General features: G+C 69.3%; 23 protein-coding genes and 5 pseudogenes. 11 read left to right on the top strand and 17 right to left on the bottom strand.

Going from position 1 to position 25,221, the window contains the following annotated elements:
* The coding region (locus tag DCW30_RS07475; protein WP_164992597.1) for a class I SAM-dependent methyltransferase at window positions 1-453 on the top strand (453 nt) is incomplete at its 5' end.
* Window positions 454-485: 32 nt separating this feature from the next.
* On the opposite strand, the gene DCW30_RS07480 is transcribed toward DCW30_RS07475, so the two are convergent.
* Both DCW30_RS07480 and DCW30_RS07485 read right to left on the bottom strand, forming a co-directional pair.
* The gene (locus DCW30_RS07480) at window positions 486-1,838 is read right to left on the bottom strand and encodes an outer membrane protein assembly factor BamB family protein (RefSeq protein WP_076682543.1); all 1,353 of its coding nucleotides are present in this window, start codon (window positions 1,836-1,838) and stop codon (window positions 486-488) included.
* Window positions 1,835-2,386 (bottom strand): SigE family RNA polymerase sigma factor, encoded by a 552-nt coding sequence (locus DCW30_RS07485; protein WP_062772379.1) that lies wholly within the window; start codon window positions 2,384-2,386, stop codon window positions 1,835-1,837. Before DCW30_RS07485 ends, DCW30_RS07480 begins: the two co-directional genes overlap by 4 nt.
* A 584-nt stretch (window positions 2,387-2,970) precedes the next feature.
* Here DCW30_RS07485 and DCW30_RS07495 point away from each other — a divergent pair.
* The 4 genes and pseudogenes from DCW30_RS07495 to DCW30_RS38080 form a co-directional block, all read left to right on the top strand.
* Window positions 2,971-4,365 carry a M64 family metallopeptidase gene (locus DCW30_RS07495; RefSeq protein WP_076682545.1) on the top strand — a complete coding sequence of 465 codons (1,395 nt, stop codon included), beginning with the start codon at window positions 2,971-2,973 and terminating at the stop codon, window positions 4,363-4,365.
* 363 nt (window positions 4,366-4,728) lie between these two features.
* Window positions 4,729-4,941: pseudogene (locus DCW30_RS38200) on the top strand (hypothetical protein); the annotation flags it as partial.
* Between the two features lie 38 nt (window positions 4,942-4,979).
* Complete coding sequence (locus tag DCW30_RS07510) at window positions 4,980-5,354, top strand: WD40 repeat domain-containing protein (RefSeq protein WP_076682549.1); 375 nt, start codon at window positions 4,980-4,982, stop codon at window positions 5,352-5,354.
* 438 nt (window positions 5,355-5,792) lie between these two features.
* Window positions 5,793-6,005, top strand: a pseudogene (locus DCW30_RS38080) (STAS domain-containing protein); the annotation flags it as partial.
* A 197-nt stretch (window positions 6,006-6,202) separates the two neighbouring features.
* On the opposite strand, the gene DCW30_RS36610 reads toward DCW30_RS38080, so the two are convergent.
* From DCW30_RS36610 to DCW30_RS07535, 5 genes are all read right to left on the bottom strand, one after another.
* The gene (locus DCW30_RS36610; RefSeq protein WP_076682553.1) at window positions 6,203-6,454 is read right to left on the bottom strand and encodes a hypothetical protein; all 252 of its coding nucleotides are present in this window, start codon (window positions 6,452-6,454) and stop codon (window positions 6,203-6,205) included.
* Window positions 6,455-6,540: 86 nt separating this feature from the next.
* On the bottom strand, window positions 6,541-7,128 hold the full coding sequence (locus DCW30_RS07520) for a hemerythrin domain-containing protein (RefSeq protein ID WP_076682555.1): 588 nt from the start codon (window positions 7,126-7,128) through the stop codon (window positions 6,541-6,543).
* 11 nt (window positions 7,129-7,139) lie between these two features.
* Window positions 7,140-8,339, bottom strand: a complete 1,200-nt coding sequence (locus DCW30_RS07525; RefSeq protein WP_076682557.1) for a hypothetical protein — start codon at window positions 8,337-8,339, stop codon at window positions 7,140-7,142.
* A gap of 520 nt (window positions 8,340-8,859) precedes the next feature.
* Window positions 8,860-9,285 carry a hypothetical protein gene (locus DCW30_RS07530; RefSeq protein WP_076682559.1) on the bottom strand — a complete coding sequence of 142 codons (426 nt, stop codon included), beginning with the start codon at window positions 9,283-9,285 and terminating at the stop codon, window positions 8,860-8,862.
* Between the two features lie 206 nt (window positions 9,286-9,491).
* Window positions 9,492-9,947: a MarR family winged helix-turn-helix transcriptional regulator gene (locus DCW30_RS07535; protein ID WP_076682561.1), complete on the bottom strand. Its 456-nt coding sequence runs from the start codon at window positions 9,945-9,947 to the stop codon at window positions 9,492-9,494.
* A 69-nt stretch (window positions 9,948-10,016) separates the two neighbouring features.
* Here DCW30_RS07535 and DCW30_RS07540 point away from each other — a divergent pair, with 69 nt between their 5' ends.
* Window positions 10,017-10,847: an alpha/beta fold hydrolase gene (locus DCW30_RS07540; protein ID WP_076682563.1), complete on the top strand. Its 831-nt coding sequence runs from the start codon at window positions 10,017-10,019 to the stop codon at window positions 10,845-10,847.
* 22 nt (window positions 10,848-10,869) lie between these two features.
* On the opposite strand, the gene DCW30_RS07545 is transcribed toward DCW30_RS07540, so the two are convergent.
* Complete coding sequence (locus DCW30_RS07545) at window positions 10,870-12,084, bottom strand: glycosyltransferase (RefSeq protein WP_076682565.1); 1,215 nt, start codon at window positions 12,082-12,084, stop codon at window positions 10,870-10,872.
* Window positions 12,072-12,881, bottom strand: coding sequence for a MerR family transcriptional regulator (locus tag DCW30_RS07550; protein WP_076682567.1), 810 nt, complete (start codon window positions 12,879-12,881; stop codon window positions 12,072-12,074). Before DCW30_RS07550 ends, DCW30_RS07545 begins: the two co-directional genes overlap by 13 nt.
* Window positions 12,882-13,142: 261 nt before the next feature.
* Here DCW30_RS07550 and DCW30_RS07555 point away from each other — a divergent pair, with 261 nt between their 5' ends.
* Window positions 13,143-14,708 carry a phosphatidylinositol-specific phospholipase C domain-containing protein gene (locus tag DCW30_RS07555; RefSeq protein WP_079249865.1) on the top strand — a complete coding sequence of 522 codons (1,566 nt, stop codon included), beginning with the start codon at window positions 13,143-13,145 and terminating at the stop codon, window positions 14,706-14,708.
* A gap of 276 nt (window positions 14,709-14,984) precedes the next feature.
* Here DCW30_RS07555 and DCW30_RS07560 read toward each other — a convergent pair whose 3' ends face one another.
* The 3 genes and pseudogenes from DCW30_RS07560 to DCW30_RS07570 all read right to left on the bottom strand — a co-directional run bounded on the left by DCW30_RS07560 (window position 14,985) and on the right by DCW30_RS07570 (window position 16,453).
* Complete coding sequence (locus DCW30_RS07560; protein WP_076682571.1) at window positions 14,985-15,224, bottom strand: hypothetical protein; 240 nt, start codon at window positions 15,222-15,224, stop codon at window positions 14,985-14,987.
* Window positions 15,225-15,245: 21 nt separating this feature from the next.
* A pseudogene (locus DCW30_RS07565) lies at window positions 15,246-15,500 on the bottom strand (transposase); the annotation flags it as partial.
* Between the two features lie 104 nt (window positions 15,501-15,604).
* Entirely contained in the window at window positions 15,605-16,453 is an 849-nt protein-coding gene (locus tag DCW30_RS07570; RefSeq protein ID WP_076682575.1) for a helix-turn-helix transcriptional regulator, read from the bottom strand.
* Between the two features lie 138 nt (window positions 16,454-16,591).
* Between DCW30_RS07570 and DCW30_RS07575 the strand changes: the two genes are divergently transcribed.
* Window positions 16,592-17,371: an NAD(P)H-dependent oxidoreductase gene (locus DCW30_RS07575; protein WP_076682577.1), complete on the top strand. Its 780-nt coding sequence runs from the start codon at window positions 16,592-16,594 to the stop codon at window positions 17,369-17,371.
* Between the two features lie 551 nt (window positions 17,372-17,922).
* On the opposite strand, the gene DCW30_RS07580 is transcribed toward DCW30_RS07575, so the two are convergent.
* A complete protein-coding gene (locus DCW30_RS07580) occupies window positions 17,923-18,474 on the bottom strand; it encodes a GNAT family N-acetyltransferase (RefSeq protein WP_076682579.1) in 552 nt (183 codons plus the stop codon).
* Between the two features lie 51 nt (window positions 18,475-18,525).
* Here DCW30_RS07580 and DCW30_RS07585 point away from each other — a divergent pair, with 51 nt between their 5' ends.
* Both DCW30_RS07585 and DCW30_RS07590 read left to right on the top strand, forming a co-directional pair.
* Window positions 18,526-19,116, top strand: coding sequence for a TetR/AcrR family transcriptional regulator (locus tag DCW30_RS07585; RefSeq protein WP_205576572.1), 591 nt, complete (start codon window positions 18,526-18,528; stop codon window positions 19,114-19,116).
* 530 nt (window positions 19,117-19,646) lie between these two features.
* Window positions 19,647-19,859 carry a DUF6199 family natural product biosynthesis protein gene (locus tag DCW30_RS07590; RefSeq protein ID WP_076688466.1) on the top strand — a complete coding sequence of 71 codons (213 nt, stop codon included), beginning with the start codon at window positions 19,647-19,649 and terminating at the stop codon, window positions 19,857-19,859.
* Between the two features lie 933 nt (window positions 19,860-20,792).
* Here the strand turns inward: DCW30_RS07590 and DCW30_RS36615 are convergent.
* Complete coding sequence (locus DCW30_RS36615) at window positions 20,793-21,116, bottom strand: Rossmann-fold NAD(P)-binding domain-containing protein (protein WP_162933515.1); 324 nt, start codon at window positions 21,114-21,116, stop codon at window positions 20,793-20,795.
* Between DCW30_RS36615 and DCW30_RS37320 the strand changes: the two are divergent.
* Window positions 21,010-21,364 (top strand): annotated as a pseudogene (locus DCW30_RS37320) (pyridoxamine 5'-phosphate oxidase family protein); the annotation flags it as partial. The gene DCW30_RS36615 and the pseudogene DCW30_RS37320 sit on opposite strands and share 107 nt — an antisense overlap.
* Window positions 21,365-21,702: 338 nt before the next feature.
* Here the strand turns inward: DCW30_RS37320 and DCW30_RS07605 are convergent.
* The 3 genes and pseudogenes from DCW30_RS07605 to DCW30_RS07620 form a co-directional block, all read right to left on the bottom strand.
* Complete coding sequence (locus tag DCW30_RS07605) at window positions 21,703-22,599, bottom strand: NAD(P)H-binding protein (RefSeq protein ID WP_237283517.1); 897 nt, start codon at window positions 22,597-22,599, stop codon at window positions 21,703-21,705.
* A 108-nt stretch (window positions 22,600-22,707) separates the two neighbouring features.
* A pseudogene (locus tag DCW30_RS07610) lies at window positions 22,708-23,577 on the bottom strand (IS5 family transposase).
* A gap of 429 nt (window positions 23,578-24,006) precedes the next feature.
* Window positions 24,007-25,212, bottom strand: a complete 1,206-nt coding sequence (locus DCW30_RS07620; protein WP_076682584.1) for a cytochrome P450 — start codon at window positions 25,210-25,212, stop codon at window positions 24,007-24,009.
* Window positions 25,213-25,221 lie beyond the last annotated feature (9 nt).

The raw sequence follows: 25,221 nt of genomic DNA on the forward strand, positions 1-25,221 counted from the left end.
GGCACCGGCCGGGTCATGATCCGGTTGGCGGAGCTCGGGTACGACTGCGTCGGGGTCGACCGCGACGCGTCCATGCTGGCCGTGGCGCGCAGACAGGCGCCGGAACTGCTCTGGGCCCAGGCCGATCTGGCCACGCTCGACCCGGCCGAGCTGCGGATCGCGGCGGACTTCGACCTCGTGGTCGCCGCCGGCAACATCTTCCCGCTCCTCGCGCCCGGCACCGAGGCGGAGGTTGTCAGGCGCTTGGCGGCGACCCTGCGTCCGGGCGGCCTCCTGGTCGCGGGCTTCGGCCTGGACGCGGCCCACCTGCCGGTGCCGCCCACCATCACCCTGCCCGAGTACGACGCCCACTGCGCCGCGGCCGGCCTGACCCTGGCCGACCGCTTCGCGACGTGGGACGCCGACCCCTACCACGGCGGCGGCTACGCCGTCAGCGTCCACCGGGCCAGCTGAGACTCACCCGCCCCCGGCCCGCTCTCCTCGGGTCAGTCGTCGATCCGCGGCAGCAGCGAGACGAGCCTGCCGTCCTTCTGGGTGATCAGCACATCTCCGTAGAGGAGGACCTGGGACGTCTCTCCCGGCCTCGGTCCCGGCCCCGGCTCGCCGGTGTCGACGTGCCCGCGCCAGACCTGCTCGCCCGTGCGCAGATCGAGGCCCGACAGATCCCCGGTGGGACCGAAGAAGTACACGACCCCTTGCCCCGTCGACACCACGGGAGCCGCGATGCCCCGCGCCCTCCCCTTGCCGGGCAGTTCGATCCCCACCGGACGGGACCACAGGGTCTCTCCCGTGGTCAGCGAGTAGACCGAGGCCCGGCCCTGCCGGTTCACGGTGATCAGCCGGTCGCCGACCACCTCGGATGTGGCGAGACCGGTGTCGGCCCTGCGGGTGCGCGAGGTCTGTTCGCCGGAGCTGCTGACGGTGGTGAGCAGCATGTTCTTGTCGGTGACGGCCCTGTCTCGTGCGAGGAACAGCTGATCCTCCGAAGCGCCGAGCAACTGCTGCCTGCCGGGGACGGTCGTGACCTTCGTGGCGTCCCCGGTGACGGGATCGAGACGGATGACGTCCGTGTCGTGCGGCTCGTCGGTGTCCCGTGTGCAGAGCAGGTGGGGCACGCCGCCCAGCACCGCCCGTTGACATGCCGTGCCCCTGTCCCAGGTGTGCCGCCACTTCTCCTTGCCGGTCCGCGGGTCGAGGGCCGACAGCGTGCGCAGCGAGGGGGTGTTGGCGAGGACGGCGCCGTTGATGAGCATGGCGGCCTGGCCGGTGCGGTCGTCCTGCGGCATCTTGACCCACCACAGCACATCGCCGTTGTCGGCGTCCACCGCCATCAGGTCGGTGCCACCCATGTAGTCGCCGTCGGGCTGGTTCTTCGCGGTGTGGTTCCGGTACGCGTAGACCACGCCGTCCCGCACGGCGAACGGCCGGTCGATCCCGTCGCCCTCCCGGTTGACCTTGACGGTCCACAACCGCTTGCCGGTGCCGGCGTCGAACTTGGCGGCGTCGTACTTCGACCCGCTGCAGTACAGCGCCGAGCCGTCCACCAGACAACCCCGTCCACCGGCCTCCGGCACGTCGGCCTGCCAGGGCCGCCAGCCCTCCGGCGAGGCGGCCGGCCGCGCCGAACGCTCAGGACTGTCCCCCGTGCCGCCGAAGCCGAACACCGCCCCCGCGGTGATCGCGGCAACGGCGACCGCCGCCCCCGCGGCCTGCGAGAACCGGCGCCTCCCACGCCGCCGCACCACCTGCTCGACCAGGTCCTCGGGCGCCCGCACCCCGTCAAGGGCGACCGAGCGCAGCGTCTCCCGGACCTTCTCTTCCACACGCTCCGCGGTCATCCGCGCATCTCCTTCGCCGTATAGCTGAGCGGCCGCGCCTGCTCCGCGGGCCGTTCGGGACCGAGCTCCGGTACGAGCCCGCGCAGTTTCTCCAGCGACCGGTGCGCCGTGCTGCGGACCGTGCCGACAGGGCACCGCAGCAGAGCCGCCACCTCACCCTCGGGAAGGTCCTCGAAGTAGCGCAGGACCACCACGGCCCGCTGCCGCTTCGTCAGACGGCCGAGCGCAGCCCACAGCGCGATCCGCAGTTCGGAGTCCGACTCGCCGCCGACGTCGCCGCCGGGCTCGGGCAGCACCGGGACCGTCGTCTCCGCGCGGTGCCTGCGCAACCGCCACCGGTTGACCTGCTGGCGGTACAGGATCTGGCGGACGTACGCTTCCGGTTGCTCGATCTGCGCCCAGCGTCCGTACGCCTTCATCAGCGCGATCTGCAGCAGATCCTCCGCGGCGTGCCGGTCCCCGCCGGTGAGCAACACCGCAAGCCGCAGCAGCGCGGTGGACCGCATCGCCACGAACTCCCGGAAGTCATCATGACTCGAGGCCTCCATCGACCCTCCCCTTCTTGCCGCCCCTCACGACGCGACGAGTCACCCGCGGCTATCCACCGGCGGGCGAACATTGTGCGTTCACACGAAGCCGACGTCTTCGCCGCGTCACGCCCCGCCTGTCGGCACCCGCGTGGGGCGCACGTAGGATGCCCGCCATGGGGGATCAGGGGTGCGGCACCCGAGGTCACGAGCGAGAACGTGACGGTACGGGGCAAGAGCCGGAAGGCCGTGCGGGTGGAGTCCAGCGGCGAGGACCTGCGGACCCTGCTGGACCACCGCGAGGTCGACCCGCAGGCCCTCTCCGTGTCCGGTTGACCAGAGGGCGTCGTCCGGCGCACAAGCCGAACGGCAGCGAAACGTAAGCGCTCCACCTCAAGGTGGAGGCAGAACGTCGTGGCGGGGGTCGTGCCTCGACAGCGGTGAGCCGTCCCGCTGGTCGTGCGTTCGGATGATCTGTCAGCGACGGCACCCCTTTTGTCATGCCCGTGTGGACTCTCGCCGGTAGCCCGGCCGGTCCCACCTTTCATTCCCCCTGCACGAGTAAGCGAGCCCGCCGTGAACCGGCGGCCATGGAGAGGATCAGTATGAGGAGCAGCAAGCCCGGCATACCCGTGCGGACACGGCAGCCCGCAGGCGCCGGGGCGAGACGTACCCGCGTGCAGGTCGCCGTCGCCGCCGGCGTGGCCGTCGCGGCAAGCCTCGCCGGGGTCGGCGGCGCCCTGGCCGCGGACACCACCCCCGGCACCGGCCCCGGCACCACGCAGTCCGCCACACCGTCGCGCTCCGCGGGACCCCAGCAGCACGTCGAGTACTTCACCTCTCCCGACAGTCACCCGCGGCACACCGAGGTCCCCGCCCCCGCCCGGCTGAACGCCAGGCAGCGCTCGGCCATCGCCGGGGACGGGAAGGTCGTCTCGCTGGTGAAGAACGGGCCGGTCGGCGCCAAGGCCGACGTGGTGTTCATCGGCGACGGCTACACCAAGTCCCAGCAGGACGACTTCCTGACGGACGTGCGCCGGAAGTGGAAGGAGGTCTCCGCGGTCGAGCCGTACCGCACGTACAAGAAGCAGTTCAACGTCTGGGCCATAGAGGCCGTCTCCCCGCAGTCCGGTGTCGGCGGCGACCCGGACTACGGCACGAGCAAGAGGACCGCCCTCGGCTCGTCGTTCTGGTGCGACAACGTCGAGCGCCTGCTGTGCGTCAACCACGAGAAGGTGGAGGCGTACGCCAGCAAGGCCGCCGACGCCGACCTGGTGATCGTCCTCGCGAACTCCACCAAGTACGGCGGCGCGGGCTACAACGACATCGTGTCGCCCTCGGGCTACGACGGCATAGCCACCGCCTCGTCGGACAACCCCGACTCCTCCCAGATAGTCGTCCACGAGACCGGCCACTCACTGGGCAAGCTGGCCGACGAGTACTGGTACGACGAGTACGGCACCTATGACGGCGCCGAGCCGTGGGAGTCGAACATCAGCAAGCTGAAGTCGGCCCAGCTGACCGCGCAGAAGAAGAAGTGGTACCGCTGGATCGGCCAGACGTCCCCCGACGGCGGCAAGGTCGGCGCGTACCGGGGCGGTGGCTACTACCCTCGCGGCATCTACCGGCCCACGCAGAACTCGATCATGCGCACCCTGGGCAACGAGTTCAACCTGCCCGGACGCGAAGCGATGATCGCGGGCTTCCACCGGCACTCGTCGGTGATCAGCGCCACCACCCCCACCAGCACGAAGGTGCGCCGCACGAAGGTCGTCACCGTCGAGGCGGGCAAGGGCGTCCAACTGCGCTGGTACGTCGACGGCCGCGTGACCGACAAGGGCCGGGACGACGCGAGCATGACGCCGCGCGCCCTGGGTGTACCGGCCGACGGCCGCGCGCACACGGTCTCGGTGCGGGGCACTGACCCCACCAAGGCGGTCCGCGACCCGGCGCTGCGCAAGCTTCTGACCAAGAAGCTCACCTGGCGCGTCGCGAGCTGACCGGCGGGACCACCGTCCGCGCTCCCGCCGTACGTCAGCACGCCGGGAACGCGGCGCCCGGGACATGCAACGCCTTCCGCTCGCCGCGGAACGCGACCGAGGCCGCGGCCACCGCGCCGGGGCTCAGCTCCTCGCCGCGGCCGGCCGCGGCGAGAGTGGGACCACCCAGGTAGACCGAACCGAGTCCGGTGACCGACAGGCGCAGGGTGGGGCGGACGCCGTGGACACGCTCGCAGATGGCGGCGTCGAGGCCGTCGGTACTGAGACGCCACTCGTTCGGTGCGATCTTGCGGCGGTTTGAAGGCGTGACTTCTTCGCTTGTTGAGCGGATGGCACCGGTCGCCGGGTGCGACAGCGGTGGCTGTGCGACACGCGTCCCGGGCGGGGCTCTCGTGTGCGGCCAGGTCCAGCAGCCGCGCCGGGGCCCTTACGTCGACGGCGTGGTCGGCCGACGGACACCTGGCCACTGCCGGCTCCGAGGGGAACGTGTGCGTCTGGGATCCCGACAACAGCGCCTCCATCGGGATGCCCGGCCACACCGGCCGCGCCGAGTCAGTGGCGTGGACTGCCGACGCACGCCTGACCACCGCCGACTCCGACGGGCGGGTGCGCCTGTGGGACCGAACACCGGCACCACCATCGAACTGCTCAACCACACAGACCGGGTGGCATCGATGGCGTGGTCGGCTTACGGACGCCTCGCCGCCGCCGGCGCCGACGGAGCAGTACGCGTCTGGGACCCGACCAACGGCGCCACCACCGAACTGCCCAGCCACACCAGTCGGCTGCGGTCGATGGCGTGGTCGGCCGCCGGACACCTCGCCACCGGCGAAGCCGGGGTGGTGCGCGTATGGGACGTGACAGAGCGCCGTGTGCTCACCGCATTCACAGTAGACGGATACGCCACGTCCTGCGCCTGGTCCCGCGATGGCGAAGCTCTCGCTGTCGCAGGCTCCTGGGGTCTCCACCTGCTGCAGCTGATCGAGTGACGACAGCCGGCGCCCGCGCCGGTGGTACTGCCATGGCCTGTCTCCCCTGGGCGGGGCGGGGCACCTGCCGGGCGGTGCGGCGGACGCGAGGGCCACCGAGAGTCCTCCTCATTCGGAAGGGTCCGCGGTGCCCGTGGCCCCATGCGGGCGGTCCCGGAGCGGACGTGCTGGACACGGGTGTGCGGTCAGAAACGCCGCAGGAGTAGGAGGAGGAGTAGGACGAGGACTGCGCTTGAGATGATCAGCACTCCTACAGCGATCGCGAAGTTGGCCGACCGGTGAGTCGTTCAGCGCGGCCAGGTGCGCAGCCCGATCAGGCCCCGTCTCCCGCCCCGACCGTCGCGCGTGCGACAAAGGGCCCGGGCAAGGCGCAGGCGGCGTTTCCGCGGGGCACGGGCAAGCACCAGTTCGCGGTCTCACGCCGAGAAGTCTGGACGAATGTCGGTCGTGGCCACGGCCGCCGACGGCATCCGCGTGGTGTCACTGGTGGGGGAGATCGATCACGGCTCCGAAGACCACACTGCGCCGGGCCCTGGACGCCTGCGATACCCCCGCCCCCGGATCGTGGTCGACCGGCGCCAGGTCATCCTCATGGGTTCGAGTGGGATCAACATCTTCATCGGCGTTCATCGTGCGGTCAGTGAGACCGACGGCCGACCGCGTCTGGCCGCCCCCGGCAAGGCGGTGATGCGCACTCTGAGCCTCGTTGGCGGGGGGCGGCACCGTCATCGACTGCCGCGAAACGCTCCGCCAGACGGCTCAGCGACCAGCGTCGTCGGGCTGTGCGGGGGTCCCACGCTCAGCTCAGGGGTGGTGTACGTATACCGGTGGGGCAGGGGCAGGTGGAGTCAGGCGCCGAGTTTGTCGACGGCGTCCTGGAGAGACGCCGACAGGCGTGTGACGTCCTCCTCGGCGGGCGAAGGGGTGCCAAGCCGCTCCACCAGCTCTGCGCGGGACAGCAGCACGGCTGCCCCACGGCACTGCTCACTGCTGAGGGCAGCCTGCTCGATGACCTGAGCACGGCCCTCCAGAAGCGCCAGGACGGTGTCGTCCGACGGAGCCTCCAAGAGCTCCCTCACCAGTGACGCGTCGATCTTCATGCGCTGTCCTTCTGACGGTGCCGTCCGCGAACCGCGCGCCCGGGGGCCGGGCCATGAGCCCACCCCCGGGCGCGGCCGTTGCGGACCTACTTGCCCATGGCCTTGCGTACGGCGTCCTTGGTGCGGTCCATGAGGGCGGCGACCGGTCCCAGGGCCATGTTCTTCGCCCCGGACTCGACGCCCGGGTGAGGCCGAGTGGGCGCCATGGCCTCGGCAGCCTTGATCGCTTTCGCCATCGCGGCCAGGTTGGCGGCGTCGGTACTACGCCGGATGTGGGTGAACTCGTAGCGTTCCTCGGCGCGGGCGTGCGCCTGGACGTCCTTGCGCAGCTTGAGCAGCTGGGGCATGAACTTGGGGTCGTCGGTGTCCGTCTCGTCGAGCGCGGACAAGGTCTCCTTGGCCGCCTTCTCCTCGGCGAGGCGTTCCTTCACGACCTGCTCGCCGCCGGGGAATCCCTTGCGGGCGAAGGGGTGGACGACTTCCTCCTCGGCGGTCTCGTGGACGGCCAGCAGGCGCACCAGGCGGCGGAAGGCATCCCGGCGTTCCTCGCCCTTGGCGGCCTCGACCTCGTCGAAGAGGTTGCGGATGTCGCCGTGCTGGCGCATCAGCAGGGCGACGACGTCGTCGTCCTTGGCCATGTCGTCCCCGGCATGCGGGGTGTGCAGTTCGGACATGTCGGCCTCCCCTACTTTTCGCGCTGCGTCGGGTCGGGGTGCTCCCCCTCGGTCTGGAGGCGGTACTCGCGGCCGAACATCTCCTCGTGCTGGATCATCACCCGGTCGCTCGGGGGTGCCTCGCCGCCGTGGATCTGCTCCTGCATCCGCTCGAACCGCTCATGAGCCTCGCGCACATACCCGGCGCCGAGCGTGGTCAGGTCCATCTGCGTGTCGAGCAGTTCACGCAGATATCCCTTGTTGGGCTCGAAGGTGAGCACGTTGGGCAGTTCGGGGGCCAGGACCGAGGCGGGGTCGCGGCCGTCGTGGCGGCGCATCAGGTCGCAGGCGGCGTGCAGGTGCTCCAGCTCCATGTTCAGGTGCAGCTCCCAGATCGCCTTGACCTTGGGGTCGCTCTCCTGCTCCATGAAGGAGTGGTAGAGGTAGCACTCGTTGTACTCGTGGTTGACGAGCTGCTCCCACCACGTCTCCCCCGGGTCCACGAGGGACTCGTAGTGGGTGACGTGCTCCTCCTCGATCAGCCCGATCTCCTGGTAGAGCTGGCGGGCGATCGGCTCCATGTAGGTGGGGCCGGTGTTCATGTAGAAGTTCATGGTCTGCTGCTCGGCCGACATGATCGTCAGCGCGTGCAGCTTGGACAGCGGGTTCGTCTCGTCCTTGGCATACGGATCGCGGACGTTGTCGACCGGGTCGCGGTGGTGGAACCGGGTGGGCCGGCCGGGCATGACCTCGGTCAGGTTGTCGACGATGGACTCCGCCTTGCGGTGCTCGATCATCTCGTACAGGTTCGCGTACCGGTACAGATGGTCGAAGTCCTCCAGCACACCGAACTGGTACGCCTGCTTCAGGTACGGGTCCGGCTCCATCCGCGCCACCCACGCCGTCAGGTCCACCGCCACCTGCTCGTACGCGATGGTCGTCTCCAGCACCGAGGAGACGCCGGGCAGCAGCCAGTTCACCACCTTCTGCTGCTGTGCCTCGATGTAGCGCACCCGGGCCAGCTGCCGCTTGATCTCCGGGTCCACGGTGTGGCGGGCGAGCTGGTGGCTGAAGAGGATCGCCTCCACCTCGATCCCGTTCATCGTGATGATCCGGCAGCGGGTGTACGGATCGCAGTGGTCGGGGTCGATCGGGTCCACGTTCAGCTCGCGCCAGTTGCGCAACTGGCGGTCCAGCGGGATACCCCGCTGCTCCAGCGGATTGAACGTCATGGGCGTTGCCTCCTGGGGGCAGGACGAGCGCGACTCGTGCGCCGCCGGGGTACCCCGTTTCAGGCGACGAGCACAGACGTGGTCCTCAGTCTGTTCACGACGGGCGCTTTCCAGCCACCGCACACACCCGCAGACCGCACGGGTCCCCCTGGTGGGTCAACAGAGCGGGCAGAATCCGTCCTCGTCGGCGAGCATGCCCTCACCTCACCAGACCCGGCACAGAGGCCGGCGACAGGCGACGACCGCCCCGCCCCGCCCTGGGAGGCACATCAGCGCCCCCATGCGCTCTCCATGCACCCCGACCGCCTCACGGCCGCTCTCGGCCCGGAAAAGGCGAGGGGCGAAGGCCCCGCCCAACGGCTGCAGAGCGACCGGGCCCCCGGCGCACTTCCTCAAGATCAACGCGCTCTCCGCTATGGCATTCCTTTCGTGACCTGATGGCCCTGCGTGCTTTGTTCGGCGCGGTGGTTTCAATTGGCGAAGAGGTCGAGGCCGGCCGCCGAAGTGTCGGCGGTGAGGGTCACGTCAGGGCTTCATCATCGCCCGCGGTGGTCCTGCACATGGCCGGGCTTCGGCGGTGCACGAGCGCCAGTGCGCTCAGTCCGAACATCAGCACACCCAGGGGCACGTGCAGAGACGGAACGTGGGCGATGCCGAGCAGGACCTGAGCCGAGGCGAGGGCGAGGAAGCCCGAAGCGTGCCAGACGGACCGCAGCGAGCCGCCGCCCGGCTTCCACGCCAGCACCGCCGCGAGCACGTACAGCATGGCCGCGCCGTACATCACACGGGCTCCCGCACTGTGCAGTGCCTCTCCGTAGGCGGAGGTCAGCAGTAGGCCGGCGGACACGGCTTGCAGGAATATGGTCAGTGTCTGCAGAGCGACCGCGGTCTTGAGGAAGAGGGAGTGACGAGGTCCGTTCACCGTCGGTGACACCTGAGTGGCCATCTCACGGGCTCCATTTCTGCCCCTGGGGCAGTAGACGTGTGCTGATCCCGGTCCTCGCCCCGCATGACGGATCGCCCTGTGCGAGGCAGACGAAAGGTGGTCGGTGAGAGGACGGCCGGCGCGTCGTCGGTCAGCGGCAGCGACGTAGGAGGGCTCGCCCCTCGCGTCGCCTCACCCGGCCTGTCGTGGACGCGCGGCGGCACCGGTCAGGTCGCTCGTGCCTGCTGGGTGGAGTGCAGTACCGCGGTCAGGAAGCCACGCACCGTCTCCAGTTCGCCCGTGTCGAAGCCTTCCGCGACCGCCACCACCTCGGCGATCACCGGCCCGAAGAAGGACCAGCCGAGCTCCGTCGCCTTCTCCTCCACCTCCAGCAGCACGCGTCGCCGATCGGCGGTGTCCTTGGTGCGCCGGACCAGCTCAAGCCGCTCCAGCCGGTCGACCAGGGCGGTGGTGCCGGCCGAGTTGAGGCGCATCTGACGACCGAGCCATCCCGGCGTGGCAGGGATGTCCTTCCGCGCCGCGTCCAGCAGGTGGATCAACGCGCGTACGTCGGTGGGGTGCAGACCGTGACGTGCGGCGAACTCGGCGCCGAGCAGGTCGAACTCCACGGTCACCGCACGCAGCACGTGGACCAGCTCCATCACCGGACTCCGGTCGTTCATTCACACTCCCTGGGACCCATGCGTAATATCTCGCTCACCGAGATTATCGCTCGACGAGAGGAAAGCCCAGTGTCCCGGACCGCTTTCGACCTCGCCTACGACGAACTCCGCCGCCGCTGGCCGCACTCCACCGAGGAGCGCGACGTCGTCACCCCCTACGGTCGGACCCGGGTCCATGTGTACGGTCCGGCCGACGGCGTCCCGCTGGCGCTGCTGCACGGCGGCTCCGCCACCGGGCTGGTCTGGTTCGCCAACGCACCGGCTCTGGGTCGGCGTCACCGCGTCCATGCCGTGGATCTCCTGGGCGACGCCGGCCGCACCGACCGGAGCGGCGGCACACCCCTGAAGACCGCCGACGACCTGACCGCGTGGCTGGACTCCCTGCTGGACGGGCTGGGCCTCACCCGAACGCACGTGTGCGGCCACTCATACGGCGCCTGGCTGGCCGTCAGGTACGCCCTCCACGCACCCCAGCGGGTCATCCGCCTCGCCCTCCTCGACCCCACCCAGGTCTTCGCCGGCTTCCGGCCCGGCTACCTGCTGCGCGCACTGCCCCTTCTCCTCCGCCCCAGTCAGGCCCGCGCTGCCGCTTTCCTGGCGTGGGAGACGGCGGGGACCCAGCCGGACAAGTCCTGGCAGCGCCTGTACGCCCTGGCCGCCGCCGTTCCCGGCCGCAAGCTGGTCACAGGTCCCCGCCCCCAGGTGGCCGGCCTTCGTATGCCTGTCCTGGTCGTGCTCGCGGAGCACAGTCGCGCCCACCACGCCGCAAAGGTCGCCGACCGAGCCCGCCGGAAGCTGCCGCAGGCCAGGGTGGTCGTACTGCCCGGAGACACCCACCACTCGCTGCCCCTCACCGCGCCGCAGCAACTGAACGAACACCTGTCGGCGTTCCTGGGCTGATGCGGATCCACTCGCACTGGTGTCATCCACCAGTCGTCTGCAGAATGGTCTTGAGTGTCTGACCTGCTCCGTCCTCGGCCGCCAGATGTTGCGCCGCTCTTGCGGCGGCCCGGCGGTGTGCCTGCTGCGTCACTACTCGGTCCAGTGAGCCGGCGAGGAGTTCGGCGGTGAGGGACCGGAAGGGGATCGGGTCGGTGGCGGCGCCGAGGGCGGCAAGCCGCGCTGCCCAAAACGGCTGGTCCGCCATCACGGGGACGGTGACCGCGGGCACTCCGGCACGCAGCGCGGCGGCGGAGGTGCCGGCCCCGGCATGGTGGACCACCGCAGCCAGGCGCGGGAAAAGCAGTGCGTGCGGTACGTCCCCTATGGTGAGCACGTCGTCCCTGTCGGCGGCGAGTCCGGCGCTGCCGGCCTGGAGGACGCCGCGCAGCCCGGCGCGGCGCAATGCTCGCACAGCGATCTCGCTCAGCCGTTCCCCGTCGCCGGACGCCATGCTCCCGAAGCCGATGAAGACGGGCGGAGGCCCGGCGCCCAGGAAGTCCTCGAGCTCAGCAGGAAGCCGCTGGGTCGCATCGTGATGGGGCCACCAGTTGCCTACGACTTGCAGGCCGGAGCGCCAGTCGGAGGGGCGGGGTACCAGGGCTGTGCTGAAGCCGTGCAGGATCGGCCAGTTCGCTTGTTCCTGTCGTCGACGTATCTCCGCAGGGGAGGCCGTGGGGAGTGCAAGGCGCTGGCGCAGCTGTGTGACCGCCTGTGTATAGACGCGGTCGGCCATCCGCAGCGCGAAGCGTCCGGTGGCCCGGTTGGCGAGACGGCCCAGGGAGCGGGAGCCTGTCACGACGGGCGGGAAGTCGCCGGTCGGTGCGGTGGGCTGGAGATAGACCCCGATGCTCGGTGTGCCCGTGGCCTCGGTGAGGTGCCAGCCGAGCGGGGCGGTAGTGGTCGACAGCAGGAGCAGGTCCGTGCCTTTGTCCACCGCGTCGGCGAAGCCCTGACCGAGTTCGGTGATGAACGCGGCAGCCGTGCGCATCAGTTCATGTTTGCCTGTGCCGCCGCCACGCCCACGGGTGTCGGCGGGCAGACTGCGGAACTCCAGCCCTGCGTCGCGTGCGAGGGGTGCGAAGGTGTCGGTGGCGGCGAGGGTGACGTCGTACCCGGCTCGGCGTAGCTCGGCGCCCAGGCCCGAGTACGGCGCGACGTCGCCGCGCGATCCGGCCGCAGCTATCAGGATCCGCATCTGTCCTCCTCGAAATCGGTGCCGCCGTCCGCGTGGCGGGCCGCGTTGGCGTGGACCGCCCTGCACGCGTAGGCGGCCAGCCCCGGGCGTTGCTGCGAGGGTGGTACGACCAGAGCGAATGCACGCGGGTCGGTGACGAAGTCGTCCGCGATGCGCCGGTGCATGTCGGGCGGGCAGGAGGTGAACCAGCGTGCGATGTGCAGGCGGTGTTCCTCGGCCAGGTCCATGGCCCGTTCACCGTCGCTCGGCTCCCCCTCGTCGTAAACCGCGAGCAGCTCCGCACGCCAGGCGGTTGCTTCGCTCATGAGCTGGCGCCAGTCCTCCTTGGTGTGGGCATCCGCGCGGGCCATCGCCGCGCGCTGTCCCTCGGACCGCGCCCATTTCATCTCTGCCTCGGTGGCGTAACTCAGGTCGAAGGTGACCTCGCCGAAGACCTCGAAGCGTTCTTGAGGCGTCAGGGTCACCCCGGTCATCTGGACTTCTATGGCCCGTTCCGCCACCTCGGCCAGCCGCCGCAGCCTGGCGATCTCCTCATGCAGCTGCCGCTGTCGGGCCCGGAGCCGCTCCAGCGGGTTCACCTGCGGGTCCTTGAAGATCGCGGTGATCTCGTCGAGGGGGAAGCCGAGCTCGCGGTAGAAGAGGATCTGCTGGAGACGGACCAGGTCGGCCTCACTGTAGAGCCGGTATCCGGCAGGGCTGCGGTCACTGGGTGAGAGAAGTCCCGCCTTGTCGTAGTGATGCAGTGTCCGCACTGTCACCCCGGCGAAAGCCGAGACCTGACCCACGGAGTAGCTCATCCACCTGCCCTTTCGTCGGAGTACAGCCTCAAGCCTGACGTAGGGGGAGGGTCAACTCGCGCTCGGAGTGGCATGGCGCGGGCCAAGTCGGCGCCGACGCCCGCGTTCTTCGGGTGTGGCTCGCGTCGTCGGCGAGCCGTACGCACCGAAGCGGCGCCCCGAGCGCGGCACTCCAAGGCGGGCATGAGCGAAACGTGCGAGAAACGTGAGCGGCAGGGCTGAAGCTGGGGCGCGTACTGCCCCGCTCTGGACAGGAGTCCCATGCCCAGCCCCACCCCCCGCGCCTCCGGCGCGAGATCGCGCAGACGGTCCCGCACGCTGGCAGGTCTGATGACGGTCAGTGTCGCGCTGGGCGCGGCACTTCTGACGCCCACGGCCGCGGGGGCGGCCGGGTCGACCAACAAGGACGCCTTCGACAACCTCGGGCAGCCGGACCGGGCCGAGTGGATGTCGGGCGTCGCCAGTGAGACCCGGCTGTCGGCGATGTCCATCCCCGGCACCCACGACACGCTGTCCCTCCACGGCGGGTCGGCCGTGCAGACGCAGGAGGACTACGGCGACAGCGCGAAGACGCTGGCGGCGCAGTACGAACGCGGGATCCGTGCCCTCGACATCCGGGTCCGCGTCGTCAACGACGGCCAGGACTTCGCGATTCACCACGCCGCGTTCTACCAGAACGCCAACTTCGACGACGTCCTGGAAAAGACGCAGTCCTTCCTCAAGGCGCATCCGACCGAGACGGTCGTGATGCGACTGAAGTCCGAGTGCCCCTATTCGGGTGCCGGGCTGCACGAGTGCAGGCACGACCCGGACACGATGAACGCGCAGAACGTCAAGGACATCTTCGCCGCCTACGCGAACAAGAAGAAATACGCCAACCTGTTCTGGACGCCCTCCATCACGGGCAGCCGCCCGGCGACGATCCCCAAGCTCGGGGAGGTCCGCGGAAAGCTGGTCCTGGGCAGCTTCGACAGCGTCGAGGACTCGAACTACGGGCTCGCGGGCTTCAACGACCGCAACGAGGACCACTACAACGCTTCGGACATCACGGAGAAGTGGAACTACGTCAAGAAGAACGTCGATGAGGCCATGTCCGCCGCCTCCAACATGTACGTGACATACACGTCCGCGAACAAGGTCCCCGGCGGGGGGTCGCCGCGTTACTACGCCGGCGGTTACACGAAGGTCCAGAGCGGCGTCAGCACCGAGGTCCCGGGTGTGAACTACCACCTGATGAAGTACCTCAACAAGACACAGGGCCGCGTCGGCATCGTCATGATGGACTTTCCCGGCTGGGGCCTGGTGAACGCGATCATCGACCACAACAAGGACGATGCCCGCAGCAGCGGCAACCGGATGCTCTGGCAGGTCAAGGGCGACAAGACCTACGTGAACACGCTGTACGGCCGTTGCATGGTGCGCGGCCCCGAGTTCGACGACTCCAAGTCCGGCGGTCTGGTCACCCAGCGCGAGTGCCAGTCGAGCCCGCCCAGCAGCCACCAGTGGGGAGCCGAGAAGCCCTCCTCGTTCGACAACAAGAACCACTTCTGGATCAAGGCGAGCAACGGCAAGTGCCTGACCGTGCCGTACAACAACGGCACCCCGCCCGGCTCCGGCACCCAGATGTTCTGGTGGGACTGCGAGACCCGCTGGTTCTCCGGCAGCCAGATGTGGAACATCGTCCCGGTCAAGGTCACCACCTCGAACGGTGAAGAGCAGGCCTACAAGTTCGTCAACAACTGGACGGGCCTGTGCCTGTCGGTGGACCCGGCCACCGCCGAGAAGTCGGGCGGCAAGGTGACCCAGGAGACCTGCCCGAGCAAGTAACCCCGCAGCACGCTTCCCGCTTCCAGGCCGCCCCTCCTTCCCGGAGGGGCGGCCTGTTCGCGTCTACCTGAACCGCGCCGGATGCCGCGCCCCTCCCCCAGCGCCCGCCGGGCCAACGGCAGCGTCCCCGCGGCCGTGGTCCGGCCACCGCCAGGATGATCAACGCCGCCTGCGCAGCCGCGAGGTACGGCAGGGTGTGTGCCAGTGCCAGGCTGAAGGCGAGGATCAGGATCAGGGCCACCACCACCCCGACCACCAGGCCGGTCAAGGCCGTGGTCACCGCTTCCAGCCGGAGTATGCGCCGCAGCTGCCGCCACCCGGCCCCGGCAGAGCGCAGCAGGGACACTTCGGGCGCCATCCGATGCCGATGAGGCACAGGGTGCTCAGGACGGCGATGACGATGCAGCCACCGATCACGCCGATCACAGCCACGGTGACCACCTCGCCGAGCGCCTGGTCCTCCGGATGGGTGAGCCTCCGACGCCCGCTGGGATCTCCCGTCTTGCCCCGCCCCATGCCCGCAGCTTGGACGTCGTTTCATCTGGTGATCCGGCGGTGGCATAGGAGGGTTGTCGCTATGGCGGTGGAGGCGAGGGTGTGTTCGGGCTTGCGTTCGTAGCGGCGGTGGAGACGTCGGCATCCTGAGAGCCGGGGCACCGTGCCTTCGACGACCCACCGTGTCGGCCCAGCCGCTGAGTGGGCTCGGTGCCCGTGCGGGCGGATGCGGTGGGCGATCCGGCGCAAGGAGAGCCGACGCCGCAGGTGGGAGCAGTCGTAGCCCTTGTCGCCGTGTGTGAGGCACCCCGCCGCACATAGAAATCGAACTGTCCAGCGGACACGACAGCGGCCGGCGCCTTCCCGGCTTCTTGTGTGGTGGGGGCGAGTCGGTGGGGGCGTTACTCGCGGATCTGGGCGTTCACTGAAGGATGCGCATTGCCGTTGTCAGCGCCCAGACCGGCGAGCAGGCGCAGTTTGTCCTCGGCGGGGCTGCCGGGGAGCGCGGACAGCACCAGTAGCTCAAGGCCTGATGCATCCGGCAGCGCGAAGTTCTCCTGGTGCAGTTCCAGCAGTCCGACCAGGGGGTGCTGGTAGGCCTTGCGTCCATGTGTGCGGGCGCGCACGTCCGCGCGGGCCCAGAGGCGGCGGAAGCGTTCACTGCCCATCGCCAGCTCGCCGATGAGTGAGGCCAGGCGGGGATCCTCGGGATATTTGCCGGCGGCCAGGCGCAGGTGCCCGACCACGTCGAGAGTGCACTTCTCCCAGTCCATGTAGAGGCCCCGCTCGGCTTCCTCGAGGAAGATGTGCCGGGCGGTGTTCAGGCCCGGCATCGGCCGGCCGTAAAGGAGCCCGGCGAGACGGTTTCCGGCGAGCACGTCCAGCTGGTGGTTCGTGATCAGCGCGGGTGCGTCGGCGACCAGACCGAGGACCCGCAGCAGCTCCGGCCGGACCCTCCCGCTCGGCGCCTTCGCGCGGTGGCGGCGCTGCCGGGCGAGCCGGTGGAGGTGCCCGCGTTCGGTCTCGTCGAGGCCGAGGACGCGGGCGAGGGCGTCGAGGACCTGCTCGGACGGCTGGGTCGCGCGCCCCTGCTCCAGGCGTACGTAGTAGTCGACGCTGACGCCGGACAGGTGCGCGACCTCTTCGCGGCGCAGCCCTTCGACCCGGCGGCGGCTGTCGGTGGGGATGCCGGAGGCCGCCGGGTCGACCCGGGAACGCCGGGTCCGCAGGAAGCCCGCAAGATCGTCCATGTGCTCAGTATGGCCTCGGCTGTGCCCGTGAGGGTGGTCCTGCCGTTACCAGGAAGTCCGGTCCGATGGATGAGGAGCCCCTGAACGCCGGGCGGCGCGACGCCCAGGATCGGAGGCATCCGATCCGAAGGAGTTCCCTTGAAGACGCTGATCGTCTACGCCCACCCGGAGCCGAAGTCGCTCAACGGCTCGTTGAAGGACCTCGCGGTGTCCACGCTGTTGAACGCCGGGCACGAGGTACAGGTGAGCGATCTGTACGCGATGAACTGGAAGGCGGTCGTCGACGCCGCGGACTACGGCCCCGAGGCCTCACGTCCGCTGAAGGTCGCCCTGGACTCGGGCCGGGCCTTCGACTCCGGGATGCTTACCGCTGACGTCCTCGACGAGCAGGCCAAGCTGCTGTGGGCCGACACGATCATCTTCCAGTTCCCGCTGTGGTGGTACACGATGCCCGCGATCCTCAAGGGCTGGGTGGACCGGGTGTTCACCTACCGCTTCGCTTACGGCGTCGGCGAGCACAGCGACACCAAGTACGGCGAACGCTTCGGCGAGGGCACCCTCGCGGGCAGAAGGGCTCTGCTGTCCGTGACAGTCGGCGGCCCGGAGTCGCACTACGGCGCACGCGGGATCAACGGCCCCATCGACGATCTGCTGTTCCCGATACAGCACGGCATCCTCTACTACCCGGGCATTGAGGTGCTGCCGCCGTTCGTGCTCTACGGCGCCGACCGGATGACCGGCGAGGACTATGCGGACGTCGCCAAGGCCTGGGAGCAGCGCCTGCTCACCCTGGAGTCGACCGAGCCGATCGCGTTCCGGCGGCAGAACTTCGGCGACTACGAGATCCCCTCACTGCACCTGAAGGAAGGACGGGAACCCGCGGGGCGCACGGGTTTCGGGCTGCACGTGCGCGGCTGACCACCAGCGATGGACAAGCTGAGGCGCGGGCCCGAGGCATTCCGGAGCTGCCGCCGTTCTTCTTCGGGGCAGTGCGCCCCTGCGCCTGCAGTTCGGTGACCGGCGTGACGGACTCCGTCCCTGGACACGAGCCCGCTTACAGGCGGGCCCGTCGGGTGCAGACATCGTGCTGCTCATGCTCGCGAACATCGAACGGCCGCCGATGGATGTGCCTCCGGAAGCGGTGTATGTCTGCTGCCCATTCTCGTGGACCAAGCCACCCGCCCGCTGGAGACGGGCCATCAGGCGGGTGGGCGCTCGGTGGGCTCCGCCGACCGGGGCGAGCAGGGCCTCATCGTCGACGGAGAACATCGGGCTGTCGGCGATCATCCCTACCCCACAGCCGAGCCGGGCGGCTGTGGGGCAGTTAGTGCCGGAGCCGCGAGCTCGACCACGTCGGCGGCGATGTCCCGCAGGCGGCACGCACTTGCCGTACTCTCTCGCGCACCGTCACCTCCGAGTCGCAGGGTTGTTGAACCGACGGAGTGCCCGCCGGACGCGACCGTCACCGGTCACCGGTCCAGGGCTCGCCATTCGGGAGCAAGGACCGCCCAGAGCTGCTTGTCATAGCGCACGCCCTGGTATGGCCAGGCCTCGCGGCGCACTCCCTCCAGCGTCATGCCCAGCCGCTTGGCCACCGCTGAGCTGCGGACGTTGTCGGCCCGGCAGTGCCATTCGGCCCGATGCAGCCCTCGGGACGTGAACGCCCAGTCCAGCAACGCGCCGCACGCTTGCGTGACCAGACCGTGGCCCTCGGCGGACGGCTCCAGCCAGCAGCCGATCTCACACGAGCCGGCAGCGGCATCGAAGGCCGTGAACATCGCACCGCCGACCAGCAGCCCCTCCCGCCAGATGCCATACAAGCGGGCACCGTCGCCCGCCTGCCGATTGGCGTACCGCTTCAGCGTGGCCCGCGCTCCGTCCACGTCGACGGTGACGAACCCGGGCCCGACCCAGGGGTGGATGTGCTCGCGGGCCCGGCCCAGATGGTCAGCAAACTCCTCGGCGTGCCAAACCTCAAGCCCAACCAGGTGAGCACCGTCGCGCAGCGACAGCGAGAACATGCGACCCTCCCCATTTACATAACAAGCGTTGTGGCAATGTACCGTGGCGGCATGCCACGCACCAAGGGAGATCACGAGGCTCGTCGACGCGACGTCTCCGCAGCGGTCTGGCAGGTCATGGCCACCCGCGGCTTCGCCGGCCTTACCCTGCGCTCCGTCGCCGCCGAACTCGGCGCGACCACCGGCCTGCTCACGCACTACTTCCCCACCAAGCAGGCTCTGGTGGAGTACGCCCTCGACCTGCTCGAACAGCGCACCGTCTCCCGCCCCCGCCGCCCCACGGGCGAAGGCCTGGCCGCCCTCAAGGACGCGTTGCTGGACATCCTGCCGCTGACCCCCGAGGCCACTGACAGCAACCGCATCTGGGTCTCCTCCTGGGACACCGCACTCTCCGACCCCGCCCTGAGCGCCGACTACGCCCGCAAGTACGCGAAAAGCCGGGACCGGCTGACGGAGCGGGTGGCCGCAGCCCAGGAACTCGGCGAACTGCCCCCCGGCAACCCCGCCCAGATCGCGGCCGGGGCCCAGGCCTTCATCCTCGGCCTGGTGGTCCAGGCACTGCTCGACCCGCCGGCGTTCCCACCCCCGCGGCAAGTCGAGCTCCTCGACGATTACCTGGCCGCCCTGACCGCCGCGCACTGAGTGGATGGTCGCTGACGTGACGAACGGAACCATCGACACGGGCAGTTCGGCTTGGGGGGCACGGTGGGCAGGGGCGGCGACGAATCATCATGCCTCGAGCGCACCGCGGGTGACCATAAACGTGAGGAGGCCCGTACACGCTGTGCGCGTACGGGCCTCTGCTGGAGCGCCGGGCAGGCCTTGCACCTGCATTTCCCCGCAGGAAGCGGGGCGTCTTTCCTTGGACCACCAACGCATCACCGGCTGCCACGTGTTGTGGCGACCAGCTCAAGATCTACTGTATCGGACACAGGGGCGGGGGTGCGACATGAGGCTGCTGTTGGGCGCGAGAGCGGAGGCGGGAAACCTCGTCCGGGCGGGCTCGTGCGCGAGAGCCCTCGGTCGGCCGTGGGAGCGCGGCGGCGGAAGTCACCTAGCGGGCATCGGCCTGGAGATGTCCGTTACTCGGCCCGGAGCCAGGGCAACCGGCCTACGTGACTGGTCACGATGCTGTAGTGCAGGCTGCCACGGACCGTGATGGCGGCAGCCCGTTGTCCGTCCTGATCCTGTGCCTTCTCCTGGTCGCGGGGGTGGTGCAAGTCGTACGGCCTCAACTGCTCTGGAAGGCCAACGCTCGCCTCCAGAGAGGCTGGGTGAAGAACCCCGAGGCGACCGAGCCCACGGGCAAGGGCTACGCAATGAACCGGGCGGTCGGAGTGATCTTCCTGGGACTCGCCCTATGGATGCTGATCCAACAGCTCTAGCCCACGCCCCACCCCTGTGTTGGGTTGGCGGGTCCGCACCCCGAGTGCATTCCCTGCGTGCAAGTCGGCGAAATAGGGTGAGTGGAGGACCAGCGCAGAGAAAAGCGGTCCGGTTATCGGGCAACCGAAAGACAGTCCGCCTGGCCATCCTCGCCGGACACGTCGTCCGCGCACTCTTTTTTCCGCCCCTGCTCCCCCACCGACGGAGTCGGAGCAGAATCCTCCCAGCCGTGTCGCTGCGGCTCCGTCGAGCCTTGCCACCACCACGTCAGCCCGCCCGCAACGGCGATGACAACCAGCCATACCACCGCGGCCCACCGCCACACTGTGCGGCCACCCCTCACCGCCACGGATCCACTCCAGCCGCCGCACCTATCCCGATCGGACCGTACTGCTCAGCGCTCCTGTCGTCCCCAGCACCGCCCGGCAGACCCACTCCCATCGCGTCCGTCTCAAACTGAACGGGCACGCGCGACGGGTCGCTGCAGTCCGGTCGCTCAAAGCCCTTACTCGCCTCAGTCACCAGCACCTGGGTCGGTCCACGCCGATTGCTGTCAAAAGCCACGCTGCCCCTCCTGCGACGGCTGTCGGATCGACAGAGTAGAACGGGCTCCGGGTCAGAACTGAGGGAGGACCGGGTTCACAACCACATGCGGCGGGGCGAACAAGCTGCCGATGCACCTTGCCCGGCCCCGGCGTCGCAGCGAGCAGCGCTCCTCGAACCCGGCCCCAACCGGACCGGAATACGACAACTCCGTGCGCCGGCACGTACCGAGTTGGCCCAGGGTTGCCGTGATCCTCTCCGAGTGCCTGTTGCGTGACGGCTTCGCGGTCGGAGCCGATGAGGACAGGAGCGTACCCTGCATCCTGCTCCCGGCTGAGGTTGACGATGCGGCCCCAGCCCGCCTCTGCCACGTGCCGCTGGGGGGCGGCCTACAAGACGAGGAGGGCACCTTTGAGACAGGTGCCCACGACCGTGCCCCAGCCATCGTCGGCGATCTTATGGGCGAGAATGTCACGGACGACGCCCGCGTTCGCGACGTATGGGCCGCCCAGTTCTTCGGCGAACCGGCCGACGGTCTCGCCGACCGCCACCCGGCCGGTGAACCTCGAAGCCCACAGCGAGTGTTTCGCCGCCCGCCGCCCGGATCTGCGCGGCCACCGGTTCGGCGTGCTCGGCGGTCCGGTCAGCAGCTCGCACCATAGGTCGACGGTCATGGCACGGGCGCTGGTCGGCTGTTCGTCGCTGGTGTTCATCGGCAGTGCGGACCTCGAAGGCCGGGCGGACGTGACGCCGCGTGGCGGCCCGGCCGGGTTCGTCTCGGTGCTCGACGAGCGGACCTTGGTCATTCCCGACGCCACCGGCAACAAGCGGCTCGACACCATGCACAACGTGCCGCAGAACCGGGCGTGTCGGACTGCTCTTCCTCATTCCGGGCCGCCCGACCACGCTGCGCGTCAATGGCCGCGCCTGCGTCTCGGCGCGCCCGGAGCAGGTCCACCAGGGTCGAGAAGGCGGCGGTGCGACTGGTCTTCTCCTGCACGTGCCGGGCCCCGGCTTGCCAGCGGGGTCAGCGGACTCAGCAGAGCCAGCGGATTCAGTGATCCTATGAGGGCTTGTATCGGAAGTGCTCAAGAACTCATGCAGAGATGGCTTTCCGGGATGGATGCGGATCCTTCCGAGTGACGGCACACCTTAGCCACGAGATGGGCCCCCGACCTGTGCGGTTCGACCTCTCGGGGCTTCCCTGAGCAGGGGCCCGACCTCGGCGTCAAGCGTGTGGGCGACGGAGTCGAGATCCGGTGCTTCGGTCGCCTATGTCAACGTGTATTGACGTCCTTCTCAGTGGAAGTCCGCCGCGTGGTCCACCGCCCACTCCTGGAAGGATCGGGCCGGGGTGCCCGTGATGCGCTCCACTTCATCGTTGACCGGCTCCGGATTGTCGAGCATCTCCGCCTGGGCCGGCAACACGGCCTCCACCAGCTCTGCCGGGTAGCCTGCGGCCTTCATCTGCTCGATGGCCTCGCCCAGCGCCACCTCCTCGAACCGCACCGGTCGCCCGATCGCCTCGCTGATCAGGGCCACCTGCCGTTCCTGGGTGATCAGTTCGGGGCCGGTGATCAGGGGGCGGGCGCCGAGCAGGGCGTCGGTCGTCAGCGCCTGAACGGCGACCGCAGCCATGTCCGCCTCGTGGATCAGCGGGCGGGCCAGCCTTGCCAGCGGCGCCCGTACCGCACCGGTGGTGCGGACCTCCTCCGCCCAGCCCAGCGTGTTGCTCGCGAACCCGGTGGGCCGCAGCGCCGTCCACTCCAGGCCCGATGCCTCGATCAGCCGCTCCAGCTCCGTGTGGAACATGGTGATCGCCTCGCCGGGCTTCTCCTGCTCGCTCCCGACCCCGGCGGATGACAGGTACACCACCCGTCGAGCGTGCTTCCCGATCGCGTCGATCACGTCCGACGCGCCCTCAGCGCTCAGGAACGGCCACACCAGGAAGACCGAATCGACGCCCTCCAGGGCCGTGCCCAGCGACGCGGGATCACCGAGATCGCCGCGCACCGCCTGCACACCCTCCGGGAAGTCCGCCTCCCCTCGCACCAGCGCCCGCACGGGCACGCCCGCCGCGTGCAGTTGGGTCACCACCGCGCCGCCGACCTTTCCAGTCGCGCCGGTCACCAGGATCCTGGGCTGTGTCATCGGAATCTCCTCGTCTTGCCGTTCGATGACACGACTCTCGTACATCAACCAAGGTTCAGGTCAAGCAGCGGCCGGAGTGGCCGTCAGGTGCTGTTCCAGCCAGCCATCTGCCCGCGGTGGTGGAACGTGGATCCCCCGTGTGACGGCCGAGCGTCACAGCCACTCGTTGATGGCTGCGATGAGCACGGTCACCTCGTAGCGGACCGCGAGCTTGTCGTATCGCGTGGCGACGGCACGATGCCTCGTGAGGCGGTTGATCCCGCACTCGACCGCATGGCGCCTCCGGTAGTCGAACGGGTCGAAACGCAGCGGCCGGCCGCCGCGGGAGCTTCTGGTGGTTGCGCACCTGGTCGGCCTTGTCGAGGACGGCGCAACGGATCCCCCGGCGGCGCAGATAGGCGCGATTCCTGCGGGCGGCGTACGCCTTGTCAGCGCACACGCGATCACGACGGATGCGCGCCCGGCCCGGCCCGATCCGGGGCACGCGGACCTCTCCAGCACAGGCTCGAACTGCGGCGAGTCCCCGCGCTGCCCAGCGGTCACCATGAGCGACATGGGCTTTTGGCGCTGCTCGACGGCCAGATGCAGTTTGGTGGTGAACCCACCGCGCGAACGTCCCAGCCCATGATCACTGAGTTCAGCGAACACACCGCCCGGCGGCTCTTTCTGCAGTTCACCCTGCTTCCGGGCCCCGGCCGCATGCTGATGGGCGCGGCACACCGTGGAGTCAACGCTCAGGTCCCACACGATCGCACCTTCCGCACCGGCCAGGCACAGGAGGTGGCTGAGGATCCGGTGCCAGGTGCCGTCCCGCTGCCATCGGCGGAACAGATCGTAGATCCGGCCCCACGGCCCGTACTCGACAGGCACGTCCCGCCACGGAACACCGGTCCGCACCCGAAACCGTATGCCGTTGATCAGCTGCCGCCGCGACCAGACCGGCGGCCGTCCCGCCTTCGTCCCCTTCGGCAACAGCGGTTCCAGCACCGCCCACTGTTCGTCCGTGAGATCTCCCCGTGCCATGAACCATGATCATTCATCACTCAAGATCCACTTTCGCCACACGGCCTCATGCCACTTCTTCCCTACACATCGGCGAAACTGCCGGACACCCCGACTCCCTCTCTGGAGAGCCAATGAAGCAGATTCGTTCGTGGACGCTGGCCGCCGTTCTCGCCCTAACTGCCGTACCGCTTCCCGCCCAGACGGCCACGGCCCAAGCAGCCCAGCCCGCCTGACCCGACGGCTCCGTCTGCGCCTCTACCCGCGCCTGCTTCATCAACCGGGGCCCGGTGGAGAAGCGGAACGTCTTCGACGGCGACTGGCGCTCCCGCTACCGCGGCTACTTCGGCGGACGGATCGACGGGGTGGGCCCAGGCGCCTGCTGACAGCACCCGGGGGGGGACGGTACGTCAGACGGCCCGACCGATGTGCCCTCCACTGTCCGGGCGGCTACCAGGTGACCGGCAGTGTCACCGGTCCTCGGATGAGTACGTCCTTCTGCCAGGGCACGTCCGCGGGCTCGACGGCAAGTCTCAGGTCAGGGAGGCGTGTGAGCAGCGTGGTCAGCAGCAGTTCGGCTTCCATGCGGGCCAGCAGTGGTGCCACGCAGTGGTGGGGGCCGTAGCCGAAGGCCAGGTGAGGTGGGCCCTTGCGGTCGATGTCGAACCGGTGGGGTTCGGGGTAGCACTGCTCGTCCCAGTTCGCCGCCACGTAGGAGACGTAGACGGCCTCGCCGCGGCGGACGAGCACGCCCCCCACCTCCACGTCCTCGGTGGCGATGCGGGCCTGGCCCACGCCGTGCTTGTGGGGGATCCAACGCAACAGTTCTTCCACGGCCGCCGGTACGGCCTCCGGGTCGGAGTGCAACCGGCTCCTCAGCTTCTCGTCGGTGAGCAGAAGGTAGACCATGTTGGAGGTGTGGTTGCGTACCGCATGCCATCCATTGAGAGCCATCAGGGCGACCAGGGCGAGGAGTTCCTCTTCCTCGATCCTGCCCCTCTCGACAGCGGCCCCCAGTTCGCTGATGAGGTCGTCCTGCGGCCGGCTCCTGCGCTCGCGGGACACTTCGAGGAAGTACGCACGGGCTTCTTCCATGGCGAGCCGGGCGCGCTCGACCTCCGCTTCGTCCCTCGCCCGGGACAGGACAACACTCGCCCACGTGCGCAGGCGCGGCCGGTCGGTTTCCGGCACGCCCAGCACCTCTCCGATGACATGCATGGGGAAGGGAGAGGTCACGTGCTCGATGAAGTCGGTGGGCGGCCCGGCCGCGACCATGGAGTCGATGAGCCGGTCGAGCACCGCCTGGGCGCGGGGACGCATGACCGTCATGCCGGAGCGGTTGAACGCCGAGGCGACCACGGAACGTACGCGGGTGTGGTCGGGCGGGTCGACGAAGCTGACCGCACGGTCCAGCGGGATGAGGTATCTGTTCATGGTGGGCAGTGGCCGGCCGACGATGTCACGGCTGAACCTGGAATCAGAGGTGACGAACCGGACGGCGTCGTGCCGTGTCGCCAGCCAGCACTCGCCGGGGGCCCCATGGGGCAGCCGGACCCGGATGAGGGGGGCGGTCCGCAGCGCTCGGCGCAGAAAGGGGTCGAAGTCGAGGGCCGTCAAGTCCGACACCTCGTACAACGGGGCGTGCCCGTCCTGCATTGCTGAACT

The organism is Streptomyces alfalfae, assembly GCF_004127445.1.
GTDB lineage: Bacteria > Actinomycetota > Actinomycetes > Streptomycetales > Streptomycetaceae > Streptomyces > Streptomyces alfalfae.

Excerpts from the sequence above, each read along its gene's own strand:
- DCW30_RS07550 (WP_076682567.1), bottom strand. The coding sequence starts at position 12,881 with ATGAGCTACTCCGTGGGTCAGGTCTCGGCTTTCGCCGGGGTGACAGTG.
- DCW30_RS07620 (WP_076682584.1), bottom strand. The coding sequence starts at position 25,212 with ATGCAGGACGGGCACGCCCCGTTGTACGAGGTGTCGGACTTGACGGCC.
- DCW30_RS07560 (WP_076682571.1), bottom strand. The coding sequence starts at position 15,224 with ATGGGGCGGGGCAAGACGGGAGATCCCAGCGGGCGTCGGAGGCTCACC.
- DCW30_RS07605 (WP_237283517.1), bottom strand. The coding sequence starts at position 22,599 with ATGTACGAGAGTCGTGTCATCGAACGGCAAGACGAGGAGATTCCGATG.
- DCW30_RS07545 (WP_076682565.1), bottom strand. The coding sequence starts at position 12,084 with ATGCGGATCCTGATAGCTGCGGCCGGATCGCGCGGCGACGTCGCGCCG.
- DCW30_RS07580 (WP_076682579.1), bottom strand. The coding sequence starts at position 18,474 with ATGTTCTCGCTGTCGCTGCGCGACGGTGCTCACCTGGTTGGGCTTGAG.
- DCW30_RS07535 (WP_076682561.1), bottom strand. The coding sequence starts at position 9,947 with ATGAACGACCGGAGTCCGGTGATGGAGCTGGTCCACGTGCTGCGTGCG.
- DCW30_RS07570 (WP_076682575.1), bottom strand. The coding sequence starts at position 16,453 with ATGGACGATCTTGCGGGCTTCCTGCGGACCCGGCGTTCCCGGGTCGAC.
- DCW30_RS36610 (WP_076682553.1), bottom strand. The coding sequence starts at position 6,454 with ATGAAGATCGACGCGTCACTGGTGAGGGAGCTCTTGGAGGCTCCGTCG.
- DCW30_RS07495 (WP_076682545.1), top strand. The coding sequence starts at position 2,971 with ATGAGGAGCAGCAAGCCCGGCATACCCGTGCGGACACGGCAGCCCGCA.
- DCW30_RS07555 (WP_079249865.1), top strand. The coding sequence starts at position 13,143 with ATGCCCAGCCCCACCCCCCGCGCCTCCGGCGCGAGATCGCGCAGACGG.
- DCW30_RS07530 (WP_076682559.1), bottom strand. The coding sequence starts at position 9,285 with ATGGCCACTCAGGTGTCACCGACGGTGAACGGACCTCGTCACTCCCTC.
- DCW30_RS07485 (WP_062772379.1), bottom strand. The coding sequence starts at position 2,386 with ATGGAGGCCTCGAGTCATGATGACTTCCGGGAGTTCGTGGCGATGCGG.
- DCW30_RS07480 (WP_076682543.1), bottom strand. The coding sequence starts at position 1,838 with ATGACCGCGGAGCGTGTGGAAGAGAAGGTCCGGGAGACGCTGCGCTCG.
- DCW30_RS36615 (WP_162933515.1), bottom strand. The coding sequence starts at position 21,116 with ATGAACACCAGCGACGAACAGCCGACCAGCGCCCGTGCCATGACCGTC.
- DCW30_RS07585 (WP_205576572.1), top strand. The coding sequence starts at position 18,526 with ATGCCACGCACCAAGGGAGATCACGAGGCTCGTCGACGCGACGTCTCC.
- DCW30_RS07525 (WP_076682557.1), bottom strand. The coding sequence starts at position 8,339 with ATGACGTTCAATCCGCTGGAGCAGCGGGGTATCCCGCTGGACCGCCAG.
- DCW30_RS07520 (WP_076682555.1), bottom strand. The coding sequence starts at position 7,128 with ATGTCCGAACTGCACACCCCGCATGCCGGGGACGACATGGCCAAGGAC.